Annotated in this window: 29 protein-coding genes; 13 read left to right on the top strand and 16 right to left on the bottom strand. The window is 75.3% G+C overall.

Features of this window, described 5'->3' with window-relative positions:
• The first annotated feature begins 5 nt into the window (after positions 1-5).
• Positions 6-866: a 1-acyl-sn-glycerol-3-phosphate acyltransferase gene (locus E9565_RS03080; RefSeq protein WP_236827527.1), complete on the top strand. Its 861-nt coding sequence runs from the start codon at positions 6-8 to the stop codon at positions 864-866.
• Between the two features lie 9 nt (positions 867-875).
• Here E9565_RS03080 and E9565_RS03075 read toward each other — a convergent pair whose 3' ends face one another.
• Positions 876-1,403 (bottom strand): GNAT family N-acetyltransferase, encoded by a 528-nt coding sequence (locus tag E9565_RS03075; RefSeq protein ID WP_236827525.1) that lies wholly within the window; start codon positions 1,401-1,403, stop codon positions 876-878.
• 116 nt (positions 1,404-1,519) lie between these two features.
• Between E9565_RS03075 and E9565_RS03070 the strand changes: the two genes are divergently transcribed.
• From E9565_RS03070 to E9565_RS03055, 4 genes are all read left to right on the top strand, one after another.
• On the top strand, positions 1,520-3,031 hold the full coding sequence (locus tag E9565_RS03070; protein ID WP_236834038.1) for an amidohydrolase: 1,512 nt from the start codon (positions 1,520-1,522) through the stop codon (positions 3,029-3,031).
• A gap of 511 nt (positions 3,032-3,542) precedes the next feature.
• Entirely contained in the window at positions 3,543-5,189 is a 1,647-nt protein-coding gene (gene lnt / locus E9565_RS03065) for an apolipoprotein N-acyltransferase (protein WP_236834037.1), read from the top strand.
• Complete coding sequence (locus E9565_RS03060; RefSeq protein WP_236834036.1) at positions 5,186-5,959, top strand: polyprenol monophosphomannose synthase; 774 nt, start codon at positions 5,186-5,188, stop codon at positions 5,957-5,959. Before lnt ends, E9565_RS03060 begins: the two co-directional genes overlap by 4 nt.
• A gap of 61 nt (positions 5,960-6,020) precedes the next feature.
• Entirely contained in the window at positions 6,021-6,527 is a 507-nt protein-coding gene (locus E9565_RS03055; protein ID WP_236825934.1) for an FxsA family protein, read from the top strand.
• Between the two features lie 116 nt (positions 6,528-6,643).
• Here the strand turns inward: E9565_RS03055 and E9565_RS03050 are convergent, their stop codons facing one another.
• The 4 genes from E9565_RS03050 to E9565_RS03035 form a co-directional block, all read right to left on the bottom strand.
• A complete protein-coding gene (locus tag E9565_RS03050; protein WP_091932539.1) occupies positions 6,644-6,988 on the bottom strand; it encodes an RNA polymerase-binding protein RbpA in 345 nt (114 codons plus the stop codon).
• A gap of 192 nt (positions 6,989-7,180) precedes the next feature.
• Complete coding sequence (locus tag E9565_RS03045) at positions 7,181-7,918, bottom strand: thymidine kinase (protein WP_236825933.1); 738 nt, start codon at positions 7,916-7,918, stop codon at positions 7,181-7,183.
• Complete coding sequence (locus E9565_RS03040) at positions 7,915-9,264, bottom strand: MFS transporter (protein ID WP_236834035.1); 1,350 nt, start codon at positions 9,262-9,264, stop codon at positions 7,915-7,917. Before E9565_RS03040 ends, E9565_RS03045 begins: the two co-directional genes overlap by 4 nt.
• Positions 9,265-9,400: 136 nt before the next feature.
• On the bottom strand, positions 9,401-10,027 hold the full coding sequence (locus tag E9565_RS03035) for a glycerophosphodiester phosphodiesterase family protein (protein ID WP_236834034.1): 627 nt from the start codon (positions 10,025-10,027) through the stop codon (positions 9,401-9,403).
• Positions 10,028-10,174: 147 nt separating this feature from the next.
• Here E9565_RS03035 and E9565_RS03030 point away from each other — a divergent pair, with 147 nt between their 5' ends.
• A complete protein-coding gene (locus E9565_RS03030; protein WP_236825930.1) occupies positions 10,175-10,582 on the top strand; it encodes a hypothetical protein in 408 nt (135 codons plus the stop codon).
• A gap of 9 nt (positions 10,583-10,591) precedes the next feature.
• Here the strand turns inward: E9565_RS03030 and E9565_RS03025 are convergent, their stop codons facing one another.
• Positions 10,592-10,822: a hypothetical protein gene (locus tag E9565_RS03025; protein ID WP_236825929.1), complete on the bottom strand. Its 231-nt coding sequence runs from the start codon at positions 10,820-10,822 to the stop codon at positions 10,592-10,594.
• Positions 10,823-11,010: 188 nt separating this feature from the next.
• A complete protein-coding gene (locus tag E9565_RS03020) occupies positions 11,011-11,358 on the bottom strand; it encodes a hypothetical protein (protein WP_236834033.1) in 348 nt (115 codons plus the stop codon).
• A gap of 83 nt (positions 11,359-11,441) precedes the next feature.
• On the opposite strand from E9565_RS03020, the gene E9565_RS03015 reads away from it, so the two are divergent.
• On the top strand, positions 11,442-12,032 hold the full coding sequence (locus E9565_RS03015) for a hypothetical protein (protein ID WP_236825927.1): 591 nt from the start codon (positions 11,442-11,444) through the stop codon (positions 12,030-12,032).
• A 4-nt stretch (positions 12,033-12,036) separates the two neighbouring features.
• Here the strand turns inward: E9565_RS03015 and E9565_RS03010 are convergent, their stop codons facing one another.
• A complete protein-coding gene (locus E9565_RS03010) occupies positions 12,037-12,183 on the bottom strand; it encodes a hypothetical protein (protein ID WP_236834032.1) in 147 nt (48 codons plus the stop codon).
• Positions 12,184-12,272: 89 nt separating this feature from the next.
• Between E9565_RS03010 and E9565_RS03005 the strand changes: the two genes are divergently transcribed.
• Positions 12,273-12,467: a hypothetical protein gene (locus E9565_RS03005; protein WP_236825925.1), complete on the top strand. Its 195-nt coding sequence runs from the start codon at positions 12,273-12,275 to the stop codon at positions 12,465-12,467.
• 4 nt (positions 12,468-12,471) lie between these two features.
• Here E9565_RS03005 and E9565_RS03000 read toward each other — a convergent pair whose 3' ends face one another.
• Together E9565_RS03000 and E9565_RS02995 are read right to left on the bottom strand one after the other, a co-directional pair.
• Positions 12,472-13,116, bottom strand: coding sequence for a LysE family translocator (locus E9565_RS03000; RefSeq protein ID WP_236834031.1), 645 nt, complete (start codon positions 13,114-13,116; stop codon positions 12,472-12,474).
• 55 nt (positions 13,117-13,171) lie between these two features.
• A complete protein-coding gene (locus E9565_RS02995) occupies positions 13,172-13,768 on the bottom strand; it encodes an antibiotic biosynthesis monooxygenase (RefSeq protein ID WP_236825923.1) in 597 nt (198 codons plus the stop codon).
• 120 nt (positions 13,769-13,888) lie between these two features.
• On the opposite strand from E9565_RS02995, the gene E9565_RS02990 reads away from it, so the two are divergent.
• Positions 13,889-14,605, top strand: a complete 717-nt coding sequence (locus tag E9565_RS02990) for a M50 family metallopeptidase (RefSeq protein WP_236834030.1) — start codon at positions 13,889-13,891, stop codon at positions 14,603-14,605.
• A 90-nt stretch (positions 14,606-14,695) separates the two neighbouring features.
• Here E9565_RS02990 and E9565_RS02985 read toward each other — a convergent pair whose 3' ends face one another.
• Positions 14,696-17,056 carry a glycoside hydrolase family 65 protein gene (locus E9565_RS02985; protein WP_236834029.1) on the bottom strand — a complete coding sequence of 787 codons (2,361 nt, stop codon included), beginning with the start codon at positions 17,054-17,056 and terminating at the stop codon, positions 14,696-14,698.
• Positions 17,053-17,796 carry a beta-phosphoglucomutase family hydrolase gene (locus E9565_RS02980; protein WP_236825920.1) on the bottom strand — a complete coding sequence of 248 codons (744 nt, stop codon included), beginning with the start codon at positions 17,794-17,796 and terminating at the stop codon, positions 17,053-17,055. The genes E9565_RS02985 and E9565_RS02980 overlap by 4 nt, the downstream gene beginning before the upstream one ends.
• 150 nt (positions 17,797-17,946) lie before the next feature.
• Between E9565_RS02980 and E9565_RS02975 the strand changes: the two genes are divergently transcribed.
• Positions 17,947-18,492 carry a YbhB/YbcL family Raf kinase inhibitor-like protein gene (locus E9565_RS02975; RefSeq protein ID WP_236825919.1) on the top strand — a complete coding sequence of 182 codons (546 nt, stop codon included), beginning with the start codon at positions 17,947-17,949 and terminating at the stop codon, positions 18,490-18,492.
• A gap of 114 nt (positions 18,493-18,606) precedes the next feature.
• The gene (locus tag E9565_RS02970; RefSeq protein ID WP_236825918.1) at positions 18,607-19,524 is read left to right on the top strand and encodes a serine hydrolase; all 918 of its coding nucleotides are present in this window, start codon (positions 18,607-18,609) and stop codon (positions 19,522-19,524) included.
• A 14-nt stretch (positions 19,525-19,538) separates the two neighbouring features.
• Here the strand turns inward: E9565_RS02970 and E9565_RS02965 are convergent, their stop codons facing one another.
• Positions 19,539-20,348 (bottom strand): GNAT family N-acetyltransferase, encoded by an 810-nt coding sequence (locus E9565_RS02965; protein WP_236825917.1) that lies wholly within the window; start codon positions 20,346-20,348, stop codon positions 19,539-19,541.
• Between the two features lie 113 nt (positions 20,349-20,461).
• Here E9565_RS02965 and coaA point away from each other — a divergent pair, with 113 nt between their 5' ends.
• Both coaA and E9565_RS02955 read left to right on the top strand, forming a co-directional pair.
• On the top strand, positions 20,462-21,424 hold the full coding sequence (coaA, locus tag E9565_RS02960; RefSeq protein WP_236825940.1) for a type I pantothenate kinase: 963 nt from the start codon (positions 20,462-20,464) through the stop codon (positions 21,422-21,424).
• A gap of 209 nt (positions 21,425-21,633) precedes the next feature.
• The gene (locus tag E9565_RS02955; RefSeq protein WP_236825916.1) at positions 21,634-21,825 is read left to right on the top strand and encodes a DUF5999 family protein; all 192 of its coding nucleotides are present in this window, start codon (positions 21,634-21,636) and stop codon (positions 21,823-21,825) included.
• Between the two features lie 109 nt (positions 21,826-21,934).
• Here E9565_RS02955 and gcvP read toward each other — a convergent pair whose 3' ends face one another.
• From gcvP to E9565_RS02940, 3 genes are all read right to left on the bottom strand, one after another.
• Positions 21,935-24,991, bottom strand: a complete 3,057-nt coding sequence (gene gcvP, locus E9565_RS02950) for an aminomethyl-transferring glycine dehydrogenase (protein WP_236834028.1) — start codon at positions 24,989-24,991, stop codon at positions 21,935-21,937.
• A gap of 53 nt (positions 24,992-25,044) precedes the next feature.
• Positions 25,045-25,587 (bottom strand): MerR family transcriptional regulator, encoded by a 543-nt coding sequence (locus tag E9565_RS02945; RefSeq protein ID WP_236834066.1) that lies wholly within the window; start codon positions 25,585-25,587, stop codon positions 25,045-25,047.
• Between the two features lie 235 nt (positions 25,588-25,822).
• Positions 25,823-26,314, bottom strand: a complete 492-nt coding sequence (locus tag E9565_RS02940; protein WP_236825914.1) for a bifunctional nuclease family protein — start codon at positions 26,312-26,314, stop codon at positions 25,823-25,825.
• Positions 26,315-26,316: the final 2 nt, after the last annotated feature.

Raw genomic sequence — 26,316 nt, 5'->3', positions numbered from 1 at the left:
CCGCCATGTACACCGCGAGCTGGCGCGACGTCGTCCGTCCCGGCCTCTTCGGGTCCTCGCCCGACCCGCGGGACCGGCCCTACCGCGCCATCATCCGGCTGGCGCTGGTGGTCTTCCGCCTGTTCCGGTTCCGCTTCGACGTCCGCGGTTCGCAGCACGTGCCAGCCACCGGCGGCGCGATCATCTGCAGCAACCACGTGAGCTTCTTCGACTTCACGTTCCTCGGTCTCGCGGCTCTCCCGCAGCACCGGCTGGTGCGGTTCATGGCGAAGTCGCCGGTCTTCGAGCACTGGTTCGCGGGCCGCTTCATGCGGGCGATGAAGCACATCCCGGTCGACCGGAAGGCGGGCTCGGCCGCGTTCGAGGCGGCCGTGCGGGCGCTCAAGGACGGCGAGGTCATCGGCGTCTTCCCCGAGGCGACCATCAGCACCAGCTTCACGGTCAAGGACCTCAAGGCCGGGGCGGCCCGCATGGCCGTCGACTCGGGGGCGCCGATCATCCCGGCCGCCGTCTGGGGCGGGCACCGCGTGGCCACGAAGAACCACAAGGTGGAGCTGCGCCGCGGCGTCCCCGTGACGGTGCTCCTGGGCGAGCCGATCGTGGCCGAGCCCGGCGAGCAGATCGGCGCCCTGCTGGACCGCACCCGCACCGCCATGGAGGCCCTCCTCGACGAGGCCCAGCGCGGCTACCCCGACCGGCCGGCCGGGGACGACGACCGCTGGTGGCTCCCCGCCCACCTCGGGGGCACCGCACCGACGCCGTCCGAGGCGGCCGCCGCCGACACTGTCCGCGCCGCCGGCCGCGAGGTGAAGAAGAAGCAGGAGAAGTCGCCGCTCGGACGGCTCACCGCGCTGCTCCGCCGCTGAGCCACCGGCTCACTCCACGACGACCGGCGCCATGAGGCGGTAGGTCTCCAGCTCGACGTCGTACCAACGGCGCAGCCGCCCCAGCGGAACCATGCCCAGGCGCCGGCACACCGCCGTCGACGGCTCGTTGCCGGGCCGGACGACGGCGTACACCTCCGGGAGCCCGAGCCCGAAGGCGCGGTCGATGACCGCCCGCGCGGCCTCCGTGGCGTAGCCGCGCCCCCAGGAGTCCGGGTGCAGGTGCCACCCCACCTCGACCTCGCCCACCCCGTCGGGCAGCGGCTTGAGCAGCACCGTGCCCGCCGGGACGCCGTCAGGTCGTTCGATCGCCCAGCAGAGGAAGCGTTCGTCCCGCCGGTGCACCTCCGCCCAGCGGGCGACGAGCTCGGCCGGCGCGACCGAGGGGGCGCCGCCCAGCCAGCGGGTGACCTCCGCGCGGCCGTAGAGGTCCCGCAGCCGCGCCAGGTCGGCCGGTCCCGTGGTCCACGGGCGCAGGCGCAACCGCTCCGTGCGCAGCTCCGTCCTCCCCTCACGCATCGGTCCTGCCTACCGCCGGCCCGCGCACCCGGCCACCCGGATCCCGCCCGAGGTGGTCGTGGTCTCCTGTCGTCGGCCCGCCGTCCCGGCAGGCGACGGCGAGAAAGGGGACCGACGTGAGCCTGCTGCTCACCGACGTGCGGGTGGGCGACCGGCCGGGGCGTGCGCTGCACGTCGTGGACGGGCGCATCGCCTGGAGCGGCGCCGCGGGGGACGCACCTGCGGCGGACCGGGTGATCGCGGCGCAGGGGGCGCTGCTCACCCCCGCCTTCGTGGACGCGCACGTGCACGCGACGGCGACCGGCCTCGCGCTCACCGGTCTCGACCTCCACTCGAGCTCGAGCCTTGCGGAGGCCATGGCCGCCCTGCGCGACCACGTCGCCGCGGCGCCCGGCGGCATCGTCCTGGGCACCGGGTGGGACGAGACCGGCTGGCCGGAGGGGCGAGGGCCCACCCGCGCGGACGTCGACGCGGTGGCCGGTGGCCGGCCGGTCTACCTGGCCCGGGTCGACGTCCACTCCGCCACGGTCTCCACCGCGCTGCTCGACCTCGTCCCGGGGATCGCCGCGCTCCCGGGGTTCTCGCCGGACGGGCGGCTCCGCCTGGACGCCCACCACGCGGCCAGGCAGGCCGCCTACGGGGCGGTCGGGCCGGCGCAGCGCGCCGCGGCCCAGCACGCCACCCGCCGGGCCGCGGCCGCGCTGGGGGTCGGCAGCCTGCACGAGATGGCCGGCCCGGAGGTGTCCTCGGCCGAGGACCTCCGCGAGCTGCTGGCCCTGGCGGCGCAGACCCCCGGTCCGCGCGTCGTGGGCTACTGGGGCGAGCTCTCCCAGCGCGGCGGGCTGGAGCTGGTGCGCGAGCTCGGCCTGGCCGGCGCCGGGGGAGACCTCTTCTGCGACGGCGCGCTGGGGTCCCACACGGCGGCGCTGAGCACTCCTTACAGCGACCGGCCCGACACCTCCGGCGCGCTGCGGTTCGACTCCGCCGCGCTCGTCGAGCACGTGCGCGCCTGCACCGCTGCGGGCGTCCAGGCCGGCTTCCACGTGATCGGCGACGCCGCCGTCGAGCAGGTCCTGGACGCCGTGGGCGTGGTCGTCGCCGAGCTGGGGATCGCCGCCGTCCGGGCCTGCCGGCACCGGCTCGAGCACCTGGAGATGCCGTCCGCGGCCGTCATCGGCCGGCTGCGCGTGTGGCGGATGGTCGCCAGCGTGCAGCCGGCCTTCGACGCGGCGTGGGGCGGGGACTCGGGGATGTACGCCGAGCGGCTCGGCGCCGGGCGGGCGCTGGCCACCAACCCGCTCGCCGACCTCGCCGACGCCGAGGTCACGCTCGCGCTGGGCAGCGATGCCCCGGTCACCCCGCTGGACCCCTGGGGTGGGGTGCACGCCGCCGTCGACCACCGGAACCCGGCGTCCGGGCTGCGCCCCTTCGACGCCTTCGACGCCGCCACGCACGGCGGCTGGGTCGCGGTGCGGGCCGAGCACCCCGCAGGGCCCCTGGCCGTCGGGGCGCCGGCCGACCTGGCCCTCTGGGCCACCGACGCGGGGCTCTCGGAGGTCCTCGCGGAGCGCGCCCGCCCGGCCTGCGCGGGTCTGGTGGTCGACGGGCGGCCGGTGGACGCCCCCTGACGCCCAACAACGATGAGTAACGATCCGATCACACTGCGGCTCGGGGGTGTCCGATCTCTCGATCCGGGGGCGCGCACTTCTTACAGTCCCTGCAGTTCCTGACCGGGAGCACCGCGCGCGCGTCCCCCGGCAGGTGCGTCCGCCCCGCCGGCCGGCGCCCCCTCCCGGGGGCGCACCCGGGCCGCAGGGGGCGGGCGGGCCGGCCGGGAACCGCGTGGGGGAACCCCGGCGGAGCCCGCGTGGACCCGCGCCATCAGACAACGGTCGCGCCGATCGCACCCAGCGACCGGCCGGCCGGCCCGAAGGCGCGCCGTCCGCGGGGAGCGACCGCCGGCGCGTCCGGGACAGGGGTCCGACTGCCTCGACGGGTGGTGCGGCGGCAGCCGCGTCCACCGGCGGCGCCGGGATGGGATGCTGGGTCGGGGCCGCGTGCACACCGCGGTCCGGACCCCGCCCGAACGGCGCGGGGACGTCCCGTCCGCACAGGGCGGCTGCACCGGGGAGGCGCTGGGTGCCCGCAGGCGTTGGCGGGTCGGGGACCGGGACGCTCCCGCGGACGACCGGCCCCGGCGGTGCCGATCCGGCGGCGCCGCCGTCGACCGCGCCCGGCACCCGCTGGTCCCGCGCACCGTGGCGGACCCTGCTGGCCGCCGCCGGCGGGCTGGCCATGTTCCTCGCCTTCCCCGGCCACGACCTCATCGCGCTGGCGGTCCTCGGCCCGGCCGCCCTGGCCGTCGCCGTCCACGGGGGCGGCGTGCGCGCAGGCCTCTGGCTCGGTCTGGTCACCGGCCTCACCTTCTTCGTGCCGCTGCTGTCGTGGACGGGCATCTACGTCGGCGCGGTCCCGTGGCTGGCGCTCGCCGTCAGCCAGTCGCTGTACCTCGCCGCCCTGGGCGGGCTGACCGCGCTCACGTCCCGGCTGCCCGCCTGGCCGCTGTGGGCGGCGGCGCTCTGGGTGGCCGTCGAGGCCGCCCGCGGGCGGTTCCCCTTCGGAGGCTTCCCGTGGGGTCGGCTGGGCTTCTCCCAGACCGACGGCCCGTTCCTCGCGTTCGCCGCCTACGGTGGCGTCCCCCTCGCCGGCTTCGCCGTCGCCCTCACCGGCACCCTGCTGGCCGCCGCGCTGCTGGCCGGCGTCGCGGCGCGCCGCGCCGGCACCGGCGCCCGGGGGCTGCGCGGGGCCGCCGCCGCGCTGGCCGGGGTGCTGGCGCTGCCGCTCGTCGGCACGCTCGCCTGGCTGCCGCTGCCCGGGACGTCGCTCACCGCCGGCGGGCCCACCACCACGGTCGCGGTGATCCAGGGCGACGTGCCGCGCGCCGGGCTGGACTTCAACGCGCAGCGCCGCGCGGTGCTGGACAACCACGTGCAGCAGACGCTGCGGCTCGCCGACGAGGTGGCGGCGGGTCGGCAGCCGCGCCCCGACGTCGTCCTGTGGCCGGAGAACAGCTCCGACATCGACCCCTACCGCAACGCCGACGCCGCGGCGCGGATCCAACGGGCGGCCGACGCCGTCGGTGCGCCGGTGCTCGTCGGCGCGGTCGTCGGCGGGCCGGGCGAGTTCATCAGCAACACCGCGATCGTCTGGTCACCGGAGGAGGGGCCCGGCGACACCTACGTCAAGCGGCACCCGGTGCCCTTCGCCGAGTACGTCCCCTACCGCGATTTCTTCCGGCTGTTCAGCGAGAAGGTCGACCTCGTGCGCCGCGACTTCGCCGCGGGTGACGAGGTCGGCGTGCTCGACGTGGCCGGCATCCGGCTGGGTGACCTGATCTGCTTCGAGGTGGTCTACGACGGTCTCGTGCGCGACGTCGTGGACGGCGGTGCGGGCATGCTCGTCGTCCAGACCAACAACGCGACCTTCGGCTACACCGACGAGAGCGAGCAGCAGCTGGCCATGAGCCGGGTGCGCGCGGTCGAGTTCGGGCGCAGCGTCGCCGTGGCGGCGACCAGCGGGATCTCGGCCGTGGTGGCCCCGGACGGCACCGTGGTCCGCTCCTCGGAGCTGTTCGAGCCGGCGGTCTTCGTCGAGGAGATCGCCCAGCGCGACGACCGCACCGTCGCCCAGCGCCTCGGCGTGCTGCCGGAGGCGCTGCTGACGGCCCTCGGCCTGGGCGCGGTGCTGCTGGCGGTCCTGCGGCGCCGCCGGGCGGCCCGGGCGTGACCGGACGCGTCCTGGTGGTCATCCCCACCTACAACGAGGCCGAGAACCTGGCGCGGGTCCTGGACCGCCTGCACGCCAGCGTGCCCGAGGCCCACGCCCTGGTGGTCGACGACGGCTCGCCCGACGGCACCGGCGCGATCGCCGACGCGCGGGCCGCCGCCGACCACCGCGTCCACGTGCTGCACCGGGCCGCGAAGGCCGGGCTCGGGCGCGCGTACGTGGCCGGCTTCCGCTGGGCCCGCCAGCAGGGCTACGACGTGCTGGTCGAGATGGACGCCGACGGCTCGCACGCACCCGAGCAGCTGCCCGACCTGCTCGCCGCCCTGGCCGATGCCGACCTGGTGCTCGGGTCCCGCTACGTCCCCGGCGGCCGGGTCGAGGACTGGCCGGCGCACCGGCTGCTGCTGTCACGGATCGGCAACCGCTACACCCGCTGGGCGCTGCGCCTGCCGCTGCGCGACGCCACCGGCGGCTTCCGGGCCGCCCGAGCCGAGCTGATAGACCGGCTGCCGTTCGACGAGGTGGCCAGCGAGGGCTACTGCTTCCAGGTCGACTGGGCCTGGCGCGCGCTGCGGTCGGGGGCCCGCGTCACCGAGGTGCCGATCACCTTCACCGAACGCGCGTTCGGCCGGAGCAAGATGAGCGGCTCGATCGTTGGGGAGGCATGGGCCCGCGTGACCGCGTGGGGCGTGCAGGACCGGCTGGCCGGGTGGCTGCCGGGACGCGTGCCCCCGCCGGTGACCGGTACGGCCGACCCGGCCGGTCGGTAGCGCCCCCGTCGGCGCCGGCCGGCGGGGGAGCGGCGAGGGACGTCGAGAGGGAGGAGGCGGCGTGGCTGACGTGGTGCGTCGGAGGCTGCGCACGGTGGTGGGCCTGACCGCGCTGGCGGAGCTGGTGGTCTTCGTCCTGGTCGCCGCCTGGATCGGCCTGGGGTGGACGATCGTCGCCACCCTGGTCACCAGTGCGCTCGGCTGGGTGCTGCTGGCCAGCCAGGGCCGGCGGACGCTGGCCGACCTGCGGCAGCGGGCGCGCTCGCGCGAGGCCGCGGGCCGCGAGCTCGGCGACGCCGGGCTGATCGCCGTCGGCGGGCTGCTCATGGTGCTGCCGGGCTTCCTCGGCGACCTGGTCGGGTTGCTGTGCCTGCTGCCGGGGACGAGGGGCCTGGTGCGCGGGCTGCTCAGGCGGGTCGTGCTCGCCCGGCTGCCCGAGCACCTGCGCGGGCCTGTCCGCGTGGGCAGCACCCGCGCCGCGCCGGTGGACACCACCGGCACCTCCCGGCCGCAGGAGCCGCTCGTCATCGAGGGCGAGGTGCTCCGGGACCCCGAGCAGCGGCCCTGAGCGACGGCCGCGGTGCCCGGGGCAGGTGCCCGGACGCGGAACGGCCCCGGTGGATCTCTCCACCGGGGCCGTTCCGGAAGACGGTGCGCTGCCCGCCCCGTGAGGCGGGTCCGTCGTCAGCTGGCGCGGGTCCGCCGACCGCGGAGCACCTCGAGGCGCTCGGCCAGGACCTCCTCGAGGTCCTCCACGCTGCGCCGCTCGAGGAGCATGTCCCAGTGCGTGCGCGGGGGCTTCACCTTCTTGGGCGCCGGCTCGCTCCCGCCGACCAGCTTCGCGGCCGAGCCGTCGAACTTGCACTCCCAGGTGTCGGGGAGCTCCGCGTCGTCGGCGAAGGGCACCGTGAACAGGTGGCCCGAGGGGCACCGGTACTCGGCGTACTGCCGCTCGATGGGCGCGGTGTTCCGCTCGGTCTCGTAGCTGACGCTGCCCAGTCGGCTGCCGCGCAGGGAACGCTCACCCATGGCACACCGTCCTCTCGTGCTTGTGTCGGTCGGGACTCGACGTCCGGAGGCCAGGGCAGTACCCAGGCGACCGGGGAGTCAGAGAGATGAACGACGGAAATGGCGGGAAGATTCCGCCGAATCGGCTGCTCATCATCGCATGGGGTGGGATCCCCGCCCCCGGCGCCCCCCGCACGGGTGAGGAACCGCCGCTCAGGGGAGGGCCAGCTGCCCCGGACCGGCCGCGGTGGGGCCCAGCTCGCCGCGTACGTAGTGCCGCCGGCAGAGCACCTGGTAGCGGACGGCGGGTGCCCCGGCGCCCGCGCCGGGGAGCTCGGCCGGGGCGGTGTCGGCGACGACGACGGTCTCGCCCGAGCGCACCATGACACCGTCGACGACGCGGGCGTTGAGCTGCCCCGGCAGGCCGCACCAGCAGAGCACCTCCACCTGGATGCGCTGCACGTCGTCGGCGAGCTCCAGCAGCCGCTGGGTTCCCGGGAACAGCCGGGTGCGGAAGTCGGTGGTCAGCCCGAAGGCGTAGACGTCCACGTGCGACTCGTCCACGAGCTCGGCGAGCTGGTCGACCTGGGCGGGGGAGAGGAACTGGGCCTCGTCGACGATGAGGTAGTCGACGCGGTGGCCGTCGGCCCAGCGGTCGCGCACCAGGAGCCGGAGATCGGTGGCCGCGTCGATCTCGATCGCCTCCCGGCAGAGGCCGACCCGGGAGGTGATCCGCGGCGCGGCGGAGCGGTCGCCCTGGGTGACCAGCAGGCCGTGCCGGCCCTGCCGGCTGTGGTTGTGGTCGACCTGCAGCGCGAGGGTCGACTTCCCGCAGTCCATGGGCCCGTGGAAGAACCGCAGGTGGGCCGGGGCCGGGTGCCGCCGCCGGTCACCGGAGGCGGGGACCGAGCTGGGGAGCAGGGGAGCGGTGCCGGAGGGGGTGGCGGTCACAGCTTCTCCGGCGGGGTGTTGCCGGCGGCGACGACCGCCCGGCGCATCGGCAGCGCGGCAAGGGCGACGAAGCCGCCCACGAAGAAGATCACCAGGCTGACGATCGCCAGGCGGTAGGACCCGGTGAGCTGGTAGGTGAGCCCGAAGGCGAGCGGGCCCAGCCAGCTCGTGCCGCGGTCGCTGATCTCGTAGAAGCCGTAGTACTCGGCCTCCTTGCCCGCGGGGATGAGCTGGCTGAACAGGGAGCGGGAGAGCGCCTGGGTGCCGCCCTGGACCAGGCCGATGACGGCAGCCAGCGCGTAGAACTGCGCGACCGCGCCGGTCTCCAGGAAGAAGGCGGCCACGAGCACGCCGATCCAGGCCACCAGCGCACCCAGGACGACCCGCTTGGCCCCGTAGCGGCCCGCCAGCCGGCCCAGCCCCAGCGCGCCGAAGATCGCGACGACCTGCACCATGAGGATCGCGCCGGTGAGCACGTCCTGCGCGAGGTCGAGCTCCTCGGTGGCGTAGGTGGCCGACAGCGAGATGACCGTCTGCACGCCGTCGTTGAAGAGCAGGTAGGCGCCGAGGAACCACAGCGTGAGCGGGAAGGCGCGCATCTCGCGGAACGTGGTGGCCAGCTGCCGGAAGCTGCTGCCCGACCGAACCGCGGAGGCGGCGACCGGGCGGTTGCGCAGCCGGGACACCGAGAACAGCGCGAACGCGCCCCACCACAGCCCGGAGGTGGCCAGGGCGATGCGCACCGCCTCGCCGGTGGTCAGGCCCAGGTCCTCGGCCGCCACGACCAGCGCCAGGTGGACGGCGAGCAGCAGGGCGCCGCCCACGTAGCCGAAGGCCCAGCCCCGGCTGGAGACCAGGTCGCGCTCGTCGGGCCCGGCGAGGTCGGGCAGCCACGAGTAGTAGACGACGGTGGCCGCGCCGAAGCTGATGTTGGCCAGGACGAACAGCAGCGCGGCCATGAGCCACCGGCCGTCGCCGGCGAAGTACAGGCCGGTCGTGGCCAGCGCCCCGAGCAGCGCGAAACCGGCGAGCATCTCCCGTTTGCGGCCGGTGCGGTCGGCCACGGCGCCGGTGAGCGGGAGCACCAGCACCTGCAGCACCACCGACGCGGACAGGACGTAGGAGAACCAGCTCCCGGCCGCGACGGAGAGCCCCAGGAAGGTCAACCGCTCGTCGGGACCGGCGGCGTCGCGCGCGATGGCGGTGAGGTAGGGGCCGAGGAAGACGGTCGTCACCGAGGTGTTGAAGACCGACATCGCCCAGTCGTAGGAGTACCAGCCGAAGCGCTCGCGGGAGAGCGCCCGGTCGGCCGGCGGCACCGGGGCGGCGGGGACGGCGGTGGTCACCGCGGCAGGCTGCCAGTCGCCCGGCGCGTGGTCCAGCACCGGCCCCGGGCGGTCGCGGGACGTCGCGCGGGGCGGCGCCTCCGGTCCCGGCCGGTGCACCACCCCGCGGAGCCGGGCGCGGGGTCCGAGCGCCGCCTCACGCCGGGGGATCCCACTGGCCGCGCTTCTCCAGCACGCCGCGCAGCATCGCCGGCCGGTCGGTCATGATGCCGTCCACACCGAGGTCGAGCATCGCCTCGGCCTCGGCCGGGTCGTCGACGGTCCACACGTGGACCTGGAGGCCGCGCGCGTGCGCCGCCGCCAGGAACCGCTCGTCGACCAGCGCGCGCCCGCCCAGCTGCAGGGGCACCTGGGCGCAGCCGGCCGAGATGCGCACCAGCCCGGCGGCGCGGGGCGAGTAGGACGACAGCCGCAGCGCCGCGACCCCGCGAGGGCCCAGCGAGGTGCAGACGGCCGGGCCGAACAACCGCCGGGCGGCGGCGATGCGGGCGTCGGAGAACGATCCGAGGCAGATCCGGTCCAGGACCTGCATCCGCCGCACGAGCCGCACCAGCGGGGCGAGCACCCCCGCGGCCTTGATGTCGAGGTTGACGAGGACGCCGTCGGCCGTCACCTGGACGTCGGTCTCGATGAAGCGGTAGCCGAGCTCCACGCAGGCCTCGAAGGCCGGCATGCTGTTCTCCAGGTGCTCGATCGCCCCGCCGCGGTGGGCCATGGCCAACGGGGTCGGCGCGTCCAGGAACGGGAAGCGCGCGGCGGGCACGCCTCCACGCTAGTGGCCGCGTCCGGGCACCGTGCGGGGCCCCACCGCTGCCGCTCCACGCCGGGCCGACGCCGTCGCCGCCTGCGTTCCCCCGGTGTCCTGGCGTGTCATCCAGGACTGTCGGCGGCGGCGTCTACCGTGCCCTGCGTGGCACAGCAGCACGCGTCCGGCAGCACGGCGTCCCTCCCCGTCGCGCCGCTCCCCAGCCGGGGGAGCGGTGAGGAGCGCCGGTGTGGCTGGTGCCGCAAGGTCCTCCCTCAGCAGGGCTCGGTCGGCCGCCCGAGGCTGTACTGCGGCCAGGCCTGCCGCCAGCGCGCCTACGAGCAGCGCTCCGCGACGGCGAAGGCCGGGCTGCCCGGTGACGTGGTGCTGGTGTCGCGGGCCGAGCTCGACGGCCTGCAGGACCGGCTCTACCAGCTGCGTTGCGCTCTCGAGGACGTGGAGACCATGCTGCGGGAACGGCCGACCAAGGCGGAGCTGGAGCGCTCGCTGGCTGATCTCGTCCGCTCGACGGGGCGGCTCGACCGGCTCTGGGTCACCGAACGCTCCAGCTGACCGGCCGGTCTAGTCCGGGTCCTGGGTGTCGTCGTCGGTGTTCTGCTCGATCTCCGGGTTGCTGACGTCCGGCAGGTTCTCCCGCTCGGCATCCTCCGGGCTCACCGTGTCGACGACCTCCTCGGGCGTTCCATCGTTGCGGTCCAACCCGGCCGGGTCACCGCAGGCGGTCATCGAGGCACCTCCACCGAGGAGCGCCAGCGAGGTCAGCAGAGCGGCGAACGGTCGTCGGGTTCTCATGGGTCGAGCCTACGAACGCAGCCCGCTGGACGCCCGTCGAACGGCAGACACCAGCGCCTTTACGTCACAGTGACGCAATACGGGAGGTGTCGGCGGATGGGAGGGAGTGTCGACCGGGAGGTTGTCCGGCACCCGGTGCGCGGCCGGCGAGCGCGTCGCCACTCCGGCGCAGCCGCGGCACGACAAGATCAACTCATGGGGGAGTCGGCGAGGGATGGCGCGGCCGGCTCGCCGTCCGCGGACCCGACCGAGCCGCCCGTGGGCGGACAACCGGTCGCCGGCGCCTGCCGGCCCGAACCGCGGCCACCCAGTCGGGCGACCCTGCGCGCGCCCACGTGCGAGCCGGGCGCGGATTGCCCGCCGAGCGCGAGTGCGCCGGCGATGTCGGGATGGCTGTCCGAGGAGTTCGCGACCCCTTCCGACCCTCTGTCCGTCGCGCCGATAATCGACGTTATGTCAACCCGGCGGGCGGCCACCAGGGCCTGGTGGATCTGGGTGCCGTGCGCTGCGGTCACCGCCGCGACCGTGCGCGTCACCGGCCAGCGCTACCGCCGATGTGGCACGCCCGACCGGCCGGCTGCCCCGGGCGTGTGCCACCGCCCGGGGTGATGATCGGGACATGCCCCGCTCCTGGACCCACGTCGGCCGCTGCTGGACCAACGGCGAACCCTTCCTCGCCCTGGACGGTGAGCTCCTGCCGGCCTGGCGGGGCATGAGCGAGCAGGCGTACGAGGCTCTGGTGCCGCAGCTTGGGTACCAGCTCACCGGCATCCCCCTGGACGGCGGGAGCGCCGCGCTGGTGCTGACCGACCCCGAGGTCGGCGACGAGGGCTGGCTCGAGGTCTTCCGCGCCGACGACGGCAGCGTCGCCGTCGTCCAGGCCGTCGCCGAGGACTACCGGACGGCGCTGGACACCGCGCTCGCGTTCCCCGCCACCGGCGACCAGGTCGGTGACGTCGTCGCCGTGCCCAGCGGCCGGCTCGCCTTCATCAGCGCCGCGCTGGACGGCACCGGCGAGGACGGCGCCTTCCTGCTGCCCGAGTCGCCCGGCCCCACGCCGCACTCGGCGGCGCTGGAGCGCGGCGCCGCCACCGACGCGAGCCCGCTGCTCGTCGTCGCCCCCGGGACGTTCCGGCTGTCGGTCCTGTGGCGCACGGAACTCCACGAGGAGGCAGCCTTCGCCCGCTGGCTGTTCACCCGCGAGGCCTGACCGCTCAGTTGCTGCGCGTCACCGACCGCGACGGGAACGCCGTCAACTGCACCGGCTGAGCGACCGCGAGCGCGAGGTCACGCTCCCGGTGCCCGACGCCGCCCTCGTGCGAGCCCAGGACACGGCTCGCCGCGCCGGCGCGGCGAGTCATCTTCCATTCCTGACCGCCCCCGCGGGTTCCGCGTGCCGGGCACGGGGTAGGCGTCCGCGGACCGTGCCGCCCAGCCGTTGGAGGATCCCGTGACCGAGGCCCGTCCCGACACCGACGAGCACCGCGAACCGGGCGGCACGCCCTCCCCCGGTCCCGCAGACCTCACCGACCGGCCGCTCACCCCCGGCACGGACGACGACGGCGGAGCGCGGGCGGTCCCCGGCGCCTACGAGGCCGACGACGCGGACCGGGAGCGGGGCAAGGCGGTCAAGCCGGGCGGCTGACGCCTCAACGGCCGGAGACGGCGACCCGGAGCCCCAGCGCGACCAGCACGGTGCCGCTGGCCGCCTCCAGCCGCCGCCGCACCCGCGGCCGTCGGAACCACCTGCCCGCGCGCGCCACCGCGGCCGCCAGGGCCAGGTAGAGCCCGGTCTCGACGACGACCTGCAGCAGCGCCAGCGCCGCGGTGGTGGCGAGCACCGGGCCGTCCGCGGGCACGAACTGCGGGTAGAAGGCCAGCATGAAGACGGCGGCCTTCGGGTTGGCCAGCTGCACCAGCAGGCCCTCCCCGAACGCCGCCCACCACCCGCGGCGGAGCAGCCGTTCCTGCTCCGGGCCCCGGTCGGGCAGGGTCCCCCCGTCGCGCCAGGCCGTCCGCCAGGCGCGCAGACCGAGGTAGAGCAGCACCCCCGCACCGGCGACCCGCAGCACCAGGTAGGCGACCTCGGACGCCGCGACCAGGGCGGCCAGGCCCGCGCCCGCCGCCAGCGCCCAGAGGTACAGCCCCAGTTCCAGCCCGAGGACCGTCGGCACCGCACCGCGCAGACCTCGTAGCGCCGCCCGCCGGAGGATCAGCGCCATCGCCGGGCCGGGCGTCGCCGCCATGAGCAGCACGGCCACCAGGAACGCCGGCAGCATCGCGAGCACGTCCACGCCGCGATGGTGGCAGCGCGCCGGTCGGGACGTCGATGCGATTACGCGCGGCTGCTCAGCGGTCGCGCCAGCGCCGTCCCTGCAGCCACCACTGCAGGCGCGCGGTCATCCACGGCAGCAGCAGGTAGGTCATCAGCGGCGTGAGCGCCAGCGTGATGGCCAGCACCCGCAGCACCACGTGGACGTCGGCGAGCGCCGCCCCCAACGTCACCGTGGCGAGCAGGTTGACCGGGAAGAACACCAGCCAGATCGTCACCGCCTGCTTCCAGCGGGGCGGTGCCGGGGCGGCCGGCGGCGGGTCCACGGCCTCGGCGACGGGCGAGTCGAACCAGCCCTCGATGCCGGTGCGCCGCTCGGTGCGCGTGACCTCGGCCAGGCCCTGCGCCGAGCGCAGCCACCACTGCCGTTCGGAGGAGGCCTCCCACGCGGCCAGGGCCGGCTGGTCGGCGAACCGGACCAGCATGTGCCACTCGTCGGCGTCGCGCCGGGCGCGGACCCAGCCGCCGCCCAGGAAGCCCGGGAAGCCCTCCGCCATGCTGAGGCCGGCGCGGATCCACGCCGTCATCTCCCGCGTGTGCGCCGGGTCGGCGCGCCGCGTGAAGGACACCGTCACCGGGAGGTCGTCCCGGGTGAGGGCGGTGCTCGTCGTCATGCGTCCAGGATCGCCCGGATCGGGGACCTGAGGGTCCCCCGCGGCGGTGTGAGCCCCGCCTCGCCCGACACCCCGGGCGCTCCCCCGCCGCTGCCGGGCTGGTGCGGTTGACTGCCGGGCGTGGAGGTCCTCGGCCGCTTCTGGGCCCGCGTGACGGCGCCGGCCCCGGAGCTCCCGGTCGAGTGGCTGATCGGCACGGCCGCCGTCGCCGCGTTGGTCGTCCTCTCCCCCACGCTCTGGCGCCCGGCCCGCAACGTGGTGACGATCGCGCACGAGGGCGCGCACGGCCTCGTGGCGCTGGCCGCCGGGCGCCGGCTCTCGGGCATCCGGCTGCACTCGGACACCTCGGGGCTGACCGTCTCCGCCGGTCGCCCGACGGGGCCGGGCATGGTGCTCACCTGCGCCGCGGGCTACACCGGGCCGGCGCTCTTCGGCCTCGGCGCCGCGGCCCTGCTGGCCGCCGGGCACGCCATCGGGCTGCTGTGGGCGCTGCTGCTGCTCCTGGCGCTCCTGCTCGTGCAGATCCGCAACTGGTACGGGCTGTGGTCGGTCCTGGTGACCGGTGCGGTCGTCTTCGCCGCGACGTGGTGGCTGCCGCCCGCCGGGCAGGTCGTCTTCGCCGCCGTCGCCACCTGGTTCCTGCTCCTGGCCGCGCCGCGCGCCGTGCTCGAGCTGCAGCGGGCCCGCCGCCGGCAGGGCGCCCGCGACTCCGACGCCGACCAGCTGGCCCGGCTCACCCCGTTACCCGCCCTGTTCTGGGTCGGTGTCTTCCTGGCCGTCGACGTTGCTGCTCTCGTCCTGGGCGCGCGATGGTTGCTCGACGGCACTACCGGCTGAGCCGACTCGGTGTTGGGGATAACGGTCGAAATGCGAACCGCGGGAGCGCACGCGTCACCGCGCCCGGCGGGGGGACGAGGAACGGAGCGGTCAGCCGCGCGAGCGCCGCCGCGGCTCGCACCCCGGCGGCTGGTGCACCGGCTCGACCTCCGGCGGTGGCGGCAGCTCCAGCACCACGTCGTCGTGGTCGATCCGCACCTGGCGGCCGTGGTGCCGGATGTCCAGCGGGTCGCCGTCCACCAGCCGGTAGGTGGCCCGGTCCCGCTCGACGGTGACCGTGAGCTTGCGGCCGCGGTAGACCACGCGGAAGCGCAGCCGGCTGATCCGCTGGGGCAGCCGCGGCGCGAAGGTCAGCTCCCCGCCGTGGTCCCGCATCCCCCCGAAACCGGCGACGGCGACGGTCCACCCACCGGCCAGCGAGGCGATGTGCAGCCCGTGGCCGGAGTTGTGGTGCAGGTTCTGGATGTCGGTCAGCGCCGCCTCGGCCCAGTACTGGTGGGCGAGCTCGAGGTGGCCGGTCTCGGCCGCGACGACACCCTGCTGGGTCGCCGAGAGCGAGGAGTCCCGGGTGGTGCGCTGCTCGTAGTAGGCGAAGTCTGCGATCTTCTCCTCGAGCGTGAAGGCGTCACCCCGCAGGTGCAGGGCCATCACCAGGTCGGCCTGCTTGACCACCTGCTTCCGGTACAGCTCGAAGTAGGGGTAGTGCAGCAGCAGCGGGTAGTGCTCGCGCGGCGTGGCCGCGAAGTCCCAGTCCTCGTGGTGGGTGAAGCCGTCGGACTGCATGTGCACGCCGTGGCGGGTGTCGTAGGGCACCGCCATCAGCGACGCGGCCCGCAGCCACTCCTCCACCTCCTCGTCGGTGATCCCGAGCCGCCCGGCCACCAACGGCTGGCGGGCCACCGCGGCGGCTGCCTCGCGCAGGTTCCGCTGCGCCATGAGGTTCGTGTAGACGTTGTTGTCGACCACGGCCGTGTACTCGTCCGGCCCGGTGACGCCGTCGATCCGGAAGCCGTGCTCGGCGTCGAAGTGCCCCAGCGACGCCCACAGGCGGGCGGTCTCCATCAGCAGCTCGGCCCCGTAGTCGCGGTCGAAGGCGTCGTCCAGGGTGGCGTCGTAGTAGCGGATGACGGCGTCGGCGATGTCGGCGTTGATGTGGAAGGCCGCCGTGCCGGCCGGCCAGTAGCCCGACGTCTCCTCGCCGCGGATGGTCCGCCACGGGAAGGCGGCCCCGTGCAGGCCGAGCACCCGGGCCCGCTCCCGGGCCAGGCCGAGGGTGGTGTGCCGCCAGATGAGCGCGTCCCGGGCTGCGTGCGGGGCGGTGTAGGTGAGCACCGGGAGCACGTAGGTCTCGGTGTCCCAGAAGGTGTGCCCGTCGTAGCCCGGGCCGGTCAGCCCCTTGGCCGGGATCGCCTGCCGCTCGCCGCGCAGCCCGGCCTGCAGGACGTGGAACATGCCGACCCGGACGGCCTGCTGGAGCTCGTCGTCGCCCTCGATCTCGACGTCGGCCTCGTCCCAGTGCTGGGCCAGGAGCTCGCGCTGCTCCCTCAGCAGCCGCTCGAACCCGGCGAGCTTGGCCGTCGCCAGCGCGGCCTCCACCTGGTCGCGCAGCGCCGGGCTGGACCGGCGGGAGGACCAGCCGTAGGCGAGGAACTTGACCAGCTTCAGGGACCCACCGGGCGGGATGCGCGCCGCCAGCGTGTACCGGGCCAGGTCGCCACCGGCCTCGATGTCCTCGGTGGCGGTGTCGGGGATGTCGATGAGGTGGTCCATGCCGGCCGCCAGGCGCAGCCGGCTGCGCTTGGTGCGGTGCACCAGCACCGCCCGCCGGCCGCGGCCGGCGGCGAGCTCGCAGTCCAGCGGCCGGGCCAGCGCGGCGGCGCCCCGCGGGTCGCGGTCGCCGTCCGGCGCGCCGTCCTCGTTGGCCAGCAGGTCGGACTGCAGGGCGACGTAGAGGTCGCCCAGGTCGTCGGTGACCTCCACCTGGTACTCGATCGCGGCGATGGACCGGCGGGCCAGCGACACCAGGCGGGTGCTGCTCACCCGCACCGTCCGGCCGCTGGGCGAGCGCCACTCGGTGGACCGGCGGAGGACGCCGGCCCGCAGGTCCAGGGTCCGCCGGTGGTCGATGATCTCGCCGTAGTTGAGGTCCAGCGGCGAGTCCTTCACCAGCAGCCGGATCAGCTTGCCGTCGGTCACGTTGACGACGGTCTGGCCCTGCTCGGGGAACCCGTAGCCGGCCTCGGCGTAGGGCAGCGGCCGCTCCTCGAAGAAGCCGTTGAGGTACGTGCCCGGGACGACGACCGGCTCGCCCTCCTCCAGCGAGCCGCGCATGCCCAGGTGGCCGTTGGCCAGCGCGAAGACCGACTCGTGCACCCCGAGGCTGTCGTGGTCCAGCCCGACCTCGGTGAGCGACCAGGGCTCGACCGGGAAGATCGCCCGCCCCTCCGTCACGTCCGGTCCAGCAGCTCGTCGAGGTCGGCCACGACCACGTCGGCGCCGGCCTCGCGCAGGGCCTCGGCGTGCCCGACCCGGTCGACGCCGACGACGTGCGCGAAGCCGCCCGCCCGGCCTGCGGCAACCCCGGCCAGGGCGTCCTCGAACACCACGGCCTCCTGCGGCGTCACCCCGAGGGCGTGCGCCCCGGCGAGGAAGGTGTCGGGCGCCGGCTTTCCGGCCAGCCCGCGCTCCCGGGCGACGACGCCGTCGACCCGGGCGTCGACCAGGTCGGCGAACCCGCCGGCGGCGATGACCTGCTCCCCGTTGGCCGACGCGGTCACCACCGCGGTGGCCAGCCCGGCCTCCTTGACGGCCCTCAGGTAGCGCACCGAGCCCTCGTACACCTCCACGCCGTGCTCCTCGAGCTCGCGCTGGACCAGGTCGTTCTTGCGGGCGGCCACCCCCTGCACCGTCTCGGCGGACGGCGGGTCGCCGTGCACGCCCTCGGGCAGCACGATGCCCCGGCTGGCCAGGAAGTCGCGCACCCCGTCGGCGCGCGGCTTGCCGTCGACGTACCGGTTGTAGTCGAGCTGCGTGAACTCCGGCGCCGCGGGGTCGCGCGCCCGCAGGAAGGCGTCGAAGGTCCGCTTCCAGGCCGCCATGTGCACCGTGGCGGTCCGGGTGAGGACGCCGTCGAGGTCGAACAGGCAGGCCCGGACGCCGTCGGGGAGGCCGACCGATCGGGAGGTGGACACGCTCCGACGCTACCGGCGCCGGGCCTCCCGCACGTCCCGGGAGCGCGCCGGCGCCGGGTTCCGACGGGCGCCGGGCGGCTGCGCTGCCTAGGGTCCGACGGGGACGCCCCGGCGCCCCGACCAGCCACGACATCGAGGGAGAGGACCACCATGGCCGACCGGCCCACCCCGCCCAACCCCTACGACTTCCTGCCGCAGGTGCCGGGCTTCACCGTGACCAGCAGCGACGTCTCCGACGGGCAGCCGATGCCGATGCCGCAGGTCAGCGGCGTCATGGGGGCGGGCGGCCAGGACCGCTCGCCGCAGCTGGCCTGGTCGGGCTTCCCGGAGGGGACACGCAGCTTCGCGGTGACCGTCTTCGACCCCGATGCGCCCACCGCCAGCGGGTTCTGGCACTGGGCCGTGGCCAACATCCCGGCCTCGGTGACCGAGCTCCCGGCCGGTGCCGGCGACAAGGACGCGCCGCAGCTGCCCGAGGGCGCGGTCCAGCTCCGCAACGACGGCGGCTTCCCCGGCTACGTCGGTGCCGCTCCCCCGCCGGGCCACGGCCCGCACCGCTACTTCGTGGTGGTGCACGCCGTCGACACCGACCGGCTGGACGTCGACGGCACCACCAGCCCCGCGGTGCTGGGCTTCAACCTGTTCTCGCACACCCTCGCCCGCGCCACGCTGGTCGCCACCCACGAGCAGCGGTAGCGGTGACCGCCGCTGCGCAGCCGTCCGGTCGCGCAGCGGCACGGCCACTCCGGCGGGGGGCGGTGGCGCGCCGGCTGCGGTGAATCCCGCCCCCGACGGGGAAAGCATCGCGGCGTGTCCCATCCGGTTGCCCGGCACCGATCCGCTGCCGCGGTCCTGCCGCTGGTGACGGCCGTGCTCACCGTCGTCCACCTGCTCGCGCTGGAGGGCTTCCGGCCCGGGCGCGCCGTGGCCGGCGGAGAACCGCCCGCCGCGCTCGTGGCCGACGCCGTGGAGGCGTACGGGGCGGTCGGGACGCTCGCGGTCGTGGTGGACCGCCAGCAGCGCCGCATCACGGAAGGCAGCGTCCGTGCCGCCGAGGCGCGGTCGCTGCGCTGGCTCGCCGACGGCGCCGGGAACAGTCCGGTGGCCGACCGCGCATTCCCCACCGCGTCGATGGTCAAGCTCTTCATGGCCGAGGACATCCTCACCCGCGCCCGCGCCGGCTCCATCGCGCTCCCCGCGACCGACCGCGACCTGCTGCGCGAGATGATCCGCCGCTCCGACGACCCGGCGGCCTCGGCGCTGTGGGTCCGGTACGGCGGCGGGCAGATGGTGCGCGACGTGGCCGAGCGCTACGGGCTGGGCGGCACCGGCCCGCCACCGGCGCGGATCCCCGGGCAGTGGGGCCAGGCGGTCACGACGGCCCAGGACCTGGCCCGGTTCCTCGCCCGCCTGCCCGTGATCGCGCACCCGGAGGACGCGGCGGCGCTGCTGGGCTGGATGCGGGAGGCGACGCCCGTGGCCGCCGACGGCTTCGACCAGCAGTTCGGCCTCTTCGGCACGCTGCCCGGGGAGCCGGGGGTCAAGCAGGGGTGGATGTGCTGCGTCGGCGGGCAGCGGCACCTGCACTCGGTCGCGGTCCTCGGCTCCACGGTCGCCGTGCTGCTCAGCGAGGTCCCGCGGTCGGTGGGCTACGACGCCGCGCGGGCGGCCCTCACCGCCGCGGGCGCGGCCGTGGCGGCCGGGAAGACGGTCCCGAGCCACCGGTGAGCCGGCGGCCGGGCTCAGGCCTGCGGCGGCTCCGCGACGGCGGTGGTCGCGATCCACGCGAAGCCGATGCGCTCGTAGACCCGGGCCACGTCGTCGTCGCCCGCGGCCAGGAAGACCAGGTCCGCGCTCTCCCGGGCGTGCGCGGTCAGCGCGGAGGCGAGGCCCGCGCCCAGGCCGCGGCCGCGCAGCCGCGGCAGCGTCGCCACCCCGACCACCTCGCTGACCTCGGTGCCCTCGACGTCGACGGGCTGGTGCGAGCCGACCGCCACCGGCCTGCCGCGCTCCATGGCGACCATCATGACCGTGCGGCCCTCGGCGATCCGCTCCCGCAGGACCGCCGTGCGGCGCTGCGCCTCCTCGGACTGCTCCGGCGGCACCTCCGGTACGTCGGTGACCCCACCCGGGTGCGCGAAGGCGAGCGCGGCCACGTGCTGGTAGAGGGGCAGCTCCGGGTCGTCGGCGCCGACGAGGAAGAGCCGGACCCCGGCCGGCAGGACGACGTCGACGGGGTCGTCGGCCACCAGCAGCGGCAGCTCCTCGACGGTCAGCCCGGCGGCGCGGGCCGCGACCGCCACCCCGGGCGAGCACTCCGGGATCCACTCCAGCGCCGGCGGCAGCCCCGCCGCCCGCTGCAGCGCGATCGCGGCGCGGACGTCCTGGACGGTGACCCGGTCGCCACCGCGCCGGGGCCGGGCCGGGTAGGGCCAGGCCGGGTCGGCGATCGGGACGTCCAGCGCTCCGGCGGCCTGGATCCGCGCATCCGGCTGCGGCGCGACGGCGAAGTAGCGCTCGATGCACTCGAGCAGCCCCGGGCGGGAAGGCACGGGAGAACACTAGACCCGCGGTGCCCCGCGGGACCGCCGCCGGCGCCGGGCGGCCCCGCCGCACACCCGCCCGGGTGACCCGCGCGCAGGCCGCTCCGGGTGCGGACGGCACGATGGGGCGCGTGACGGCTGGGACTCGTGGCTCCATCTCGCCCTACGCGGTGTTCGACCGCGACTCGTGGCGGGCGCTCGCGGCCGGCTCGATCCTGCCGCTGGACGCGGCCGAGCTCGAGGACCTCGCCTCCCTCGGCGACCGCATCGACCTGGACGAGGTGGCCACCGTCTACCTGCCGCTCGCCCGCCTGCTGAGCCTGCACGTGACGGCCAGCCGCCGGCTCTGGGCCGCGCAGAGCGAGTTCCTGGGCGACGCGACCGCCAAGGTGCCCTTCGTCATCGCCGTCGCCGGCAGCGTCGCCGTCGGGAAGAGCACCACCGCGCGCCTGCTGCAGACGCTGCTCGCGGCCACCCCGGGGGTGCCCCGGGTCGACCTGGTGACCACCGACGGCTTCCTGCTGCCCAACGCGGTGCTCGAGGAGCGCGGTCTGCTCGGCCGCAAGGGCTTCCCCGAGAGCTACGACCGCCGGGCGCTGCTGCGCTTCCTGGCCGACGTGAAGTCCGGCCGCGAGGAGGTGTTCGCCCCGGTCTACGACCACCAGTCCTACGACATCGTGCCCGGCCGGGTGCAGGCGGTGGACCGGCCGGACATCCTCGTGCTCGAGGGGCTCAACGTCCTGCAGGCAGGCCGGCGCACCGACGGGTCGGCCCCGGAGATCTTCCTGTCGGACTTCTTCGACTTCTCGGTGTACGTCGACGCCGCGGAGGCCGACATCCAGCGGTGGTACGTCGAGCGGTTCCTGGCGCTGCGCCGGACGGCGTTCCAGGACACCACGGCCTACTTCCACCGGTTCGCCGCGCTCACCGACGACCAGGCCCGGGAGACCGCGCTCGGGATCTGGTCGGCGGTCAACGGCCCGAACCTGCGGGACAACATCGCCCCGACCCGGTCACGGGCCCGCCTGGTGCTGCAGAAGGCCGCGGACCACTCGGTGCGCCGCGTCCTGCTCCGCAAGCTGTAGCCGGCCCCGCACCCTGGACCTCTGCGGCTGCGGGAGCCGCAGGACCGGCACGGCATGGCAGGAACTGCCGACCCCTCGGGGTGAATTCGTGACCCAGCTCACCCCCCGGCGCTTGAGTCGGTGCGCGGATCTGCCGAATCCAGTCCTCGGACGAGCACGGTGCGCGGCGCGCACCGGCCGCCGAGGACACCGGACGAAGAGGAACCGCCATGTGCCACCACGTCACGCCCTGCCCCGACGCCGCCAGCGAGGCGCGCGACCTCGCCGCCGTCGTCCGCAGCCGACCCGAGCAGGGCTGGCGCCTGCTGTGCAACGGGGTCGTCCTCTTCGACGACGACGGGGCGCTGCTCCCCGACGGCCGGGCCGTACCCGACCACCACGTCTGGCTGACCCCCGCCTGAGCGGGGACGACGGTCCACTGCCCTGTCCCGACGAGTGGGGCCCCGGAGGGTCCCGCGAGAAGGGACGCAGCGGCTCAGCGCCACGAGGGAACGGCTCCTGGCCGCGGCGTCAGCCGGAGGCTGGCAGTGGCGTAGCCCCCACCACGTCGGCCGCGGTGCCGAGGTCGTCGGGGTGGCCTGGGCCGCGGCCGGGCACCGCCCCGTCCGCCGCCGGCGGGTGCGCGGCGAAGTCGTGCTCCTCGAACGCCTCCGGGGAGGGGCAGGAGCAGACCAGGTTGCGGTCGCCGTAGGCCTGGTCGATGCGCCGGACCGGGCTGAGGTAGCTGCGCCCCTGCAGGCTGCGCACCGGGTAGACCGCCGCGGTCCGCGGGTAGGGCCGGTCCCACTCCCCCGCCAGCATGGCCAGGGTGTGCGGCGCGTTGCGCAGCGGGTTGTCGGTGCGGTCGTACTCCCCGGTCGCGACCTTCTCGATCTCGGCGCGGATGGTCACCATCGCCTCGACGAAGCGGTCGAGCTCGGCCTTGTCCTCGCTCTCGGTCGGCTCCACCATGAGCGTCCCGGCCACCGGGAAGCTCATCGTCGGCGCGTGGAAGCCGAAGTCGATCAGCCGCTTGGCGATGTCGTCGTTGGTGATGCCGGTGGCCTTGGTCAGCGGCCGGATGTCGAGGATGCACTCGTGGGCCACCAGGCCCTCGGCGCCGGTGTAGAGGACCGGGTAGTGCTCGCGCAGCCGGGCTGCCACGTAGTTCGCCGCGAGGATCGCGTGCTGCGTCGCCCGGGTCAGCCCGTCGGGCCCCATGAGCCGCATGTAGGCCCAGGAGATCGGCAGGATCCCCGCCGACCCCCACGGCGCCGCGGAGACGACCGGGCCCGAGGCGCCGGTGTCCACCAGGGGGTGCCCCGGGAGGAACGGCAGCAGGTGCTCCCGGACGGCGACCGGCCCGACGCCGGGGCCGCCACCGCCGTGCGGGATGCAGAAGGTCTTGTGCAGGTTCAGGTGGCTGACGTCGGAGCCGAACCGGCCGGGGCGGGCCAGCCCGACCAGGGCGTTGAGGTTGGCGCCGTCGACGTACACCTGGCCGCCGGCGTCGTGCACCGCGGCGCAGATCTCCTGGATGTCGGTCTCGAAGACGCCGTGCGTCGACGGGTAGGTGATCATGATCGCCGCGAGCCGCTCGGCGTGCTGCTCGACCTTCGCGCGCAGGTCGGCGACGTCGACGTTGCCGGCCTCGTCGCAGGCGACGACGACCACCCGCATCCCGGCCATGACCGCGCTCGCCGCGTTGGTGCCGTGCGCCGAGCTGGGGATCAGGCAGACGTCGCGGTGCTCCTCGCCCCGCGAGCGGTGGTAGCCGCGGATGGCCAGCAGCCCGGCGAACTCCCCCTGCGAGCCGGCGTTGGGCTGCACGCTGACCCCGGCGTAGCCGGTCACCTCGGCGAGCCCGGCGCACAGCTCGTCGATCAGCTGCCGGTAGCCGCGGGCCTGCTCCGCCGGGGCGAAGGGGTGCAGGTGCGCGAACTCCGGCCAGGTGATCGCCGCCATCTCGGTGGCCGCGTTGAGCTTCATGGTGCACGAGCCCAGCGGGATCATGGTGCGGTCCAGCGCCAGGTCCTTGTCGCTGAGCGAGCGCAGGTAGCGCAGCATCGCCGTCTCGGAGCGGTGCGCGGAGAACACCGGGTGGGTGAGGAACGGCGTCCGGCGGCGCAGGCCGGCCGGCAGCGCGTCCGCGCCGTCGTCGTCGAGCGCGGCGTGGTCGGCGGTCACCCCGAAGGACTCCGCCACCGCCCGCAGGATCTCCGGGGTCGTCGTCTCGTCGCAGGCGACGGCGACGGTGTCGGCGTCGACCAGGCGCAGGTTGATCCGCTGCCGGGCCGCGGCGGCGACGACGTCGCCGGCCCGCCCGGGCACCGACACCTCGAGGGTGTCGAAGAAGTGCTCGTGCACGATCTCCAGCCCGCCGGCGCGCAGCCAGCCGGCCAGCACCGTCGCGGCGCGGTGCACCCGGGCCGCGATGGCGGTCAGCCCCTCCGGGCCGTGGTAGACGGCGTAGGCGCCGGCGATGACGGCGAGCAGCACCTGGGCGGTGCAGATGTTGCTGGTCGCCTTCTCGCGGCGGATGTGCTGCTCGCGGGTCTGCAGGGCCAGCCGGTAGGCGACGTCTCCGTCGGCGTCCACCGACACCCCGACCAGCCGGCCGGGGAGCTGGCGGGCCAGCCCCTCGCGCACGGAGAGGTAGCCGGCGTGCGGGCCGCCGTACCCCATGGGGACGCCGAAGCGCTGGGTGGTGCCGCAGGCGACGTCGGCGCCCCACTCCCCCGGTGCCTCCAGCAGGGTGAGCGCCAGCAGGTCGGCGGCGACGACCACGGCCGCGCCGGCCTCGTGCGCGGCCGCGGCGAGCGCGCGGTGGTCGCGCACCGCACCGCTGGCGCCCGGGTAGGACAGCAGCACGCCGAAGGCGCCGGCCTCGGGGATGTCGGCCGGCCAGCCCGCCGCCAGATCGGCGACGTGCAGCCGGATGCCCAGGGGCTCGGCGCGGGTCTGCAGCACCCCGAGGGTCTGCGGCAGGGTGTCGGCGTCGACGACGAACACCGCGTCCGCCTTCGCCCGCCCGGCGCGCCGGACCAGCGTCATCGCCTCGGCGGCCGCGGTGGCCTCGTCCAGCATCGAGGCGCCCGCCACGGGCAGCCCGGTGAGGTCGGCGACCGTCGTCTGGAAGTTGATCAGCGCCTCGAGCCGGCCCTGGCTGATCTCGGGCTGGTAGGGGGTGTAGGCGGTGTACCAGGCGGGGTTCTCCAGGACGGTGCGCTGGATGACCGGCGGGGTGACCGTGCCGGAGTACCCCAGGCCGATCATCGAGGTGAAGACCTCGTTGGCCGCAGCGCGCTCCCGCAGCAGCGCCAGGACGGCGGCCTCGCTCTCCGCGGGCGGCAGGTCCAGCGGCGCGCGGTCCCGCACCCCCTCGGGGACGCAGGCGTCGACCAGCGACTCCAGCGACGGGTGGCCGACGGCGGCGAGCATCGCTGCGGTGTCGTCCGGCCGGGGCCCGATGTGCCGGCCGGCGAAGGCGCCGGCGGGGTCCAGGGACGTCAGGGAAGGAAGCGATCCGGACAGCGGCGGGAGGGTCTCCCCCACCGGTCCGGCCGCGGTCTCAGCACGGTCGGCCACTGCTCGAACGCTACCAGCGAGAGCCCCCGGTGAGCGGGGGCCCGGAGGTCGACCTAGGCGGTGGCGGCGCGGCGCCGGCGGCGCATCGACAGCTCGTCGTCGGACGGGACGACCTGGCCGCCGTCGATCCGCTCCGCGGGCAGCTCCGCCAGCTCACCGGAGAGCTCCCGCAGCGCACCGGAGACGGCGATGCCGAAGACGCCCTGGCCACCGGCGAGCAGGTCGACGACCTCCTCGGCCGAGGTGCACTCGTAGACGGTGGCGCCGTCGGAGAAGAGCGTGACGTTGGCCAGCTCCTTGGCGCCGCGCTGGCGGAGGTGGTCCACGGCCTTGCGGATGTTCTGCAGCGAGACCCCGGTGTCGAGCAGCCGCTTGACGACCTTGAGCACGAGGATGTCGCGGAAGGAGTAGAGCCGCTGGGTGCCCGACCCGGTGGCGCTGCGCACGGACGGCGAGACCAGGCCGGTGCGGGCCCAGTAGTCGAGCTGGCGGTAGGTGATGCCGGCAGCGGCGCAGGCGGTCGGGCCCCGGTAGCCGACCAGGTCGGTGTCGACCTCGTCGTACTGCGGCGCCCCGACGGCGGCGTCGCTGAACAGCTGACCCTGCGAGCCGTTGCCCTGGTCGCTCACGTCCAGCGTCCTCCTCAGTCCCGCCTCGGTCGGGGCAGGTCGACGGCTCGGCACCTCGTGGTTCCAGGTGTCACACCGTTGTCGTTCGCCGACGGTAAGCCGGGCCCGGAGGCCGGTCAACTGCGAGGAACGGCGTGTCGCCACACCAGCCCCATTTCGGGTGACGGATGCGGCGCGCCTGCCGATAGGTACCCGATGGGGCCTAGGCGGGACCGCCCCCGGAGCCGGACCCGGCCCCGAAGTCCTCCGGCGAGATCTGGTCGAGGAACTCGCGGAACTTCTCGACCTCGTCCTCCTGCTCGTCGGGGATCTCGATGCCCACCTCGTCGAGCAGGTCGTCGGCGCCGAAGATCGGGGCACCGGTGCGCACGGCCAGCGCCACGGCGTCCGAGGGCCGGGCGCTGACCACCCGGTCGTCACCGAACACGAGCTCGGCGATGTAGATGCCGTCGCGCATCTCGGTGATGTTGACCGCCTCGAGCTCGGCACCCAGCGTGCGCACCACCTCCCGGAGGAGGTCGTGGGTCATCGGGCGGGCGGGGCGCACGCCCTGCTGCTCGAACGCGATGGCGGCCGCCTCGACGGCGCCGATCCAGATCGGCAGGTACCGCTCCCCCTGCGTCTCCTTGAGCAGCAGGATCGGCTGGTTGCCGGGCAGTTCGACGCGGACGCCGACGACTCTGAGCTCCTGCACGG

Origin of the sequence: Blastococcus sp. KM273129, from assembly GCF_021698995.1 — a bacterium.
Lineage (GTDB): Bacteria > Actinomycetota > Actinomycetes > Mycobacteriales > Geodermatophilaceae > Blastococcus.
The sequence above is the reverse complement of the archived record's forward strand: the minus strand, read 5'-3'. Positions and strand labels throughout refer to the sequence as shown.